We start from the raw sequence: 3,480 nt of genomic DNA on the forward strand, positions 1-3,480 counted from the left end.
ATCATGGCGCTGATCGGCGCGCTCGAACCCGGCGCCGTGCTCCCCGGCGAACCCCGCTACGACGACAATCGCCATTTCGACAAAGTCCGCCACCGCGACGACCTCCCCCTGATCACCCCGATGCTCCGCGCCCTCGACAGCCTCCCCCTGCCGCCTGCCCACACCCGCCCAAACCGCGACCCCGCCGAAGCCATCCCCATCCCCGCCGCCACCCTGACCGACGCCCCGCCGCGCACCCCCTAGTGGATTGTTTTTGACATTTGCATCCCGCCATCCGGATAGCACGGTCGCAAATGTCAAAAACGGAAAATCCACTAGAATCAAAATTTTCTAGTGGTCCGAAAAGATTCTGACATTTGCACACTACCTAGCCGAGAGCGGTAGCAAATGTCAGAATCGGACCACTAGGCAACGGCCCAGCGCGCCCTACCGGTCGCCGTCAGAAGGTCCGCACCACCCGCATCTTTCGCGCGAACCCGAGAAAGAGCCGAGAAGGGTGATCGTTGCAAAAGCCGGTCGGCTGGACTGGGAAAATGGCCACTGCTGGCCATTGTGAAACGACTGGCATAGGGCCGGTTGCGGAATGGCCGGTATCGACAGAAAAATGAGGTTAGCCGACATTGGATTGGGCATTGCCCAGTTTGCGACAAGCTCTATTGTTTACAATATTCCGCAAACGGCAATCCGGAGCAAACCAATGGCGATCAAAACACGAGAGACTAAAAGATCGCTGCAGAAGTGCTCACACTTACTCGCTGTATTGATCACCATGGCAGTTTGGCCCGTCAATGCGCAAGCTCAAGCGGATTTTCCTCATGCGGAGGTAAAATGGTCAGGCGGCGCAGGCATGGTCGAATTTTACACTAACGGTGATACGGCAGAACTGACCTTGCTCTCACCTGACGGGAAACGCTCCCAATTGCGGCCGGTCTACTCGGTAGACGACGCACTGGCCATTCTGGCTGACGAACGGCTCGCATTTGCATGGCCTGCCCTGCTATCTTGGGCAGGCGATGATCTGCATATTCTGCGAGACAACGTTTTGGCCCGTGCTGAGCGCGCCGCCGACCGTGAGGTTCAACCGCTTCCTGTAGAAGGCAGGGCTAAGATGGAAGGTTGGAGCAAGCATGTCCGCGCCTTCCAGCAATATATATCCGCGCTTGAGCATTCGGGCCGAGCTTCCGATGCCATTGCCAAGGCACAAACCGAGATTGCAGCATCGACACCAGATGACAATCCGATTGTTACGTCTCAGCGCCAGATCATGCTGGCACACCTTCTTTTCCGCGATGGATCAACCGATAAAGCGATCACTGTGCTGGAACAAGCATCTCGAAATGCCAAGTCCAATGCGGCTCGACAGAACGTCAATGCCAATTTCGCCCTCATATTGGCAATCACCGGGCAATACGATCAGGCGCTGAAGATCGATGATGCAACCGAACGTGACTTTGATAAATCTGCTTCGGGTTTTTTGGTTGGTCATCGCAAGTTGCCTGATAGCAACGCCTATTTTACGGGTATTCGGGCCTGCGCGCTCAGTGGGTTGGGTAAACAGGATCAAGCACGAGCAGCCTTGGCAACCATCTCGGGTGACGCCGCCATAAATTCATACCAGCTTTCAGTCCCAGCGCAGTCACGTTTGCTGGCTTTTTCCTGCATGCATGATGCCGCCGGTCTCGCAGATGAGTTAGCGGCACAGCTCCAGGCTGCCCCACCAGCCGGACAAATCTTTCTTGAGATACAACCCGCCCGAGAGACCACGCCGACAATGCGCGACACTTTGATCGCCGCCGTTTCCACGGATACGGCAATCAAGGCCATGTCAGGCCGCGCTCGTGTGCTGGGCGGCACACTCCTACCCGCACTTCGCTCATGGCGGGATAAGCCTGCAGCGCCATCGCAATAATCATCCAATTCGATCCTATTGCATTAGAGTATCCGTGATGGTCAAGCACTAGATTTCTGCCAGAAACGAAATTCGTGGGACACTAGTAGTAATTCCTGCAGTAATTCCTGGCACACAATTGGACTGCACCCCATTGCTGAGACAGCGTAATTGAGTGACACGGTATCCAAGGAGGTAACGTGTCAGACCAAATTCTGGGGACACAATACTCAATTATCCGGCAGAATCAGCGGGTTCCCAGCTCAAGGCCGGGAAGACGAAGCGGGGGGGGAGGCTATGCGAAGCGTAGGCGTTGCCGCGTTGTCGGTGCTGAGGAAAGGTGCTGAATGGACAGCCGCCCCATGCCTGCCTTGTTCGAAGCCGGCATTTTCGGTCCGTACCAATCCGCGGTCATCAGGCCGCGCGGGGGAACGGTTCGACCTTGATATCATCCGCGTGCCTGCGCGCTTGGGCGAGATCGTAGGCGGTCTGCATGCGCAGCAGCGTTTCGGCGCGAATGCCGAAGGCTTTTTCGAAGCGGATCGCCATGTCGGCGGACAGGTTTGCCCGACCGTTAAGCAAAGTACTCAGCGCCTGACGCGACACGCCAAAATGCTGCGCCAGTGCCTTCACGGCTACGCCATGAGGCTCGACCACTTCGGTCTTGAGCCATTCACCGGCATGCACGGCAAGCGAGGGATGCATTTCAAGCGCCATGAGAATCCTCCAGATCCATCTCGATCAGCGCGAGGTTTTCATCGAGCCGAAAGGTAAGCCGCCAGTTGCGTGTCACCGTCATCGCCCAAGTGCCGGCCCTGTCGCCCGAGAGCGGGTGCAAGCCATAATTCGGCGGGGTGCCGAGTTCTTCGAGTGTGCCGGAAGCCACCATTAACGCCAGCATCTTGCGAAGCCGGGTTGCATCGCCGACCAGTCCCTTTGTGCTGCCGGTGGTGAAGAAGCGCTCAAGCGCCTTGTGGCGGATGCTCTCGACCTTCATGCGTCAAGCCACACATGACACGCCCCATCGCGTCAAGTCTCGCTTGTCACGCAAGTCCCCTCACCCGCCGATCGCCACTGCCAGCCGATAGCCGACGCCGGGTTCGTTGCGGATGCGTGAAGGGGTGTCGGTTTCGCCTTCGAGTTTGCGGCGGATGCCGCGCGCGGCGACGCGCAAGTATTCGACGTCGGTTTCGTGGCCCGGGCCCCAGATCGTGCGCAACAAATGCGCGTGGGTGACGACTTTTCCGGCGTTGGCGGCCAGTTCGGCGAGCAGCGCGAATTCCTTGGGGGCGAGGTGAACTTCGGCGCCGCCCTTGCGCACCACACGGGCGGCAAGGTCGATTTCGACATCGTCAAAGCGCAGCGCGGCGGCGAGCATGTCCGGGCTGGCGCGGTGGCGCAAGGCGGTGCGCACGCGTGCCAGCACTTCGTCGGTGTCGAACGGCTTGGTCACGTAATCGTCGGCGCCGCGATCGAGCGCGGCGACCTTTTGCGCGGTGGCATCGCGCGCCGACACGACCAGCACTGTCGCCCCGGCCTTGCGCAAGGGCGCGATCAGGTCGAGCCCGTCGCGATCGGGCAGCCCGAGATCG

Annotated in this window: 5 protein-coding genes; 2 read left to right on the plus strand and 3 right to left on the minus strand. The window is 59.0% G+C overall.

Annotated features, from left to right (window positions below; translation table 11 throughout):
• On the plus strand, positions 1–243 hold a 243-nt coding region (locus P4L78_RS00080), incomplete at its 5' end, for a hypothetical protein (protein ID WP_309326187.1).
• Between the two features lie 340 nt (positions 244–583).
• Complete coding sequence (locus P4L78_RS00085; protein ID WP_309326188.1) at positions 584–1,909, plus strand: hypothetical protein; 1,326 nt, start codon at positions 584–586, stop codon at positions 1,907–1,909.
• Positions 1,910–2,302: 393 nt separating this feature from the next.
• Here P4L78_RS00085 and P4L78_RS00090 read toward each other — a convergent pair whose 3' ends face one another.
• The 3 genes from P4L78_RS00090 to P4L78_RS00100 all read right to left on the minus strand — a co-directional run.
• Positions 2,303–2,605: a HigA family addiction module antitoxin gene (locus P4L78_RS00090; protein WP_309326189.1), complete on the minus strand. Its 303-nt coding sequence runs from the start codon at positions 2,603–2,605 to the stop codon at positions 2,303–2,305.
• Entirely contained in the window at positions 2,595–2,885 is a 291-nt protein-coding gene (locus tag P4L78_RS00095; RefSeq protein ID WP_309326190.1) for a type II toxin-antitoxin system RelE/ParE family toxin, read from the minus strand. Before P4L78_RS00095 ends, P4L78_RS00090 begins: the two co-directional genes overlap by 11 nt.
• 60 nt (positions 2,886–2,945) lie before the next feature.
• A partial coding sequence (locus P4L78_RS00100) for a winged helix-turn-helix domain-containing protein (RefSeq protein WP_309326191.1) occupies positions 2,946–3,480 on the minus strand: 535 nt, incomplete at its 5' end.

Origin of the sequence: Silvimonas sp., from assembly GCF_031291215.1 — a bacterium.
GTDB classification, from domain to species: Bacteria; Pseudomonadota; Gammaproteobacteria; order Burkholderiales; family Chitinibacteraceae; genus Silvimonas; species Silvimonas soli.

Bases quoted from the DNA above. Each gene is read 5' to 3' on its own strand.
- P4L78_RS00085 (WP_309326188.1), top strand. From the start codon at position 584: ATGGCCGGTATCGACAGAAAAATGAGGTTAGCCGACATTGGATTGGGC.
- P4L78_RS00095 (WP_309326190.1), bottom strand. From the start codon at position 2,885: ATGAAGGTCGAGAGCATCCGCCACAAGGCGCTTGAGCGCTTCTTCACC.
- P4L78_RS00090 (WP_309326189.1), bottom strand. From the start codon at position 2,605: ATGGCGCTTGAAATGCATCCCTCGCTTGCCGTGCATGCCGGTGAATGG.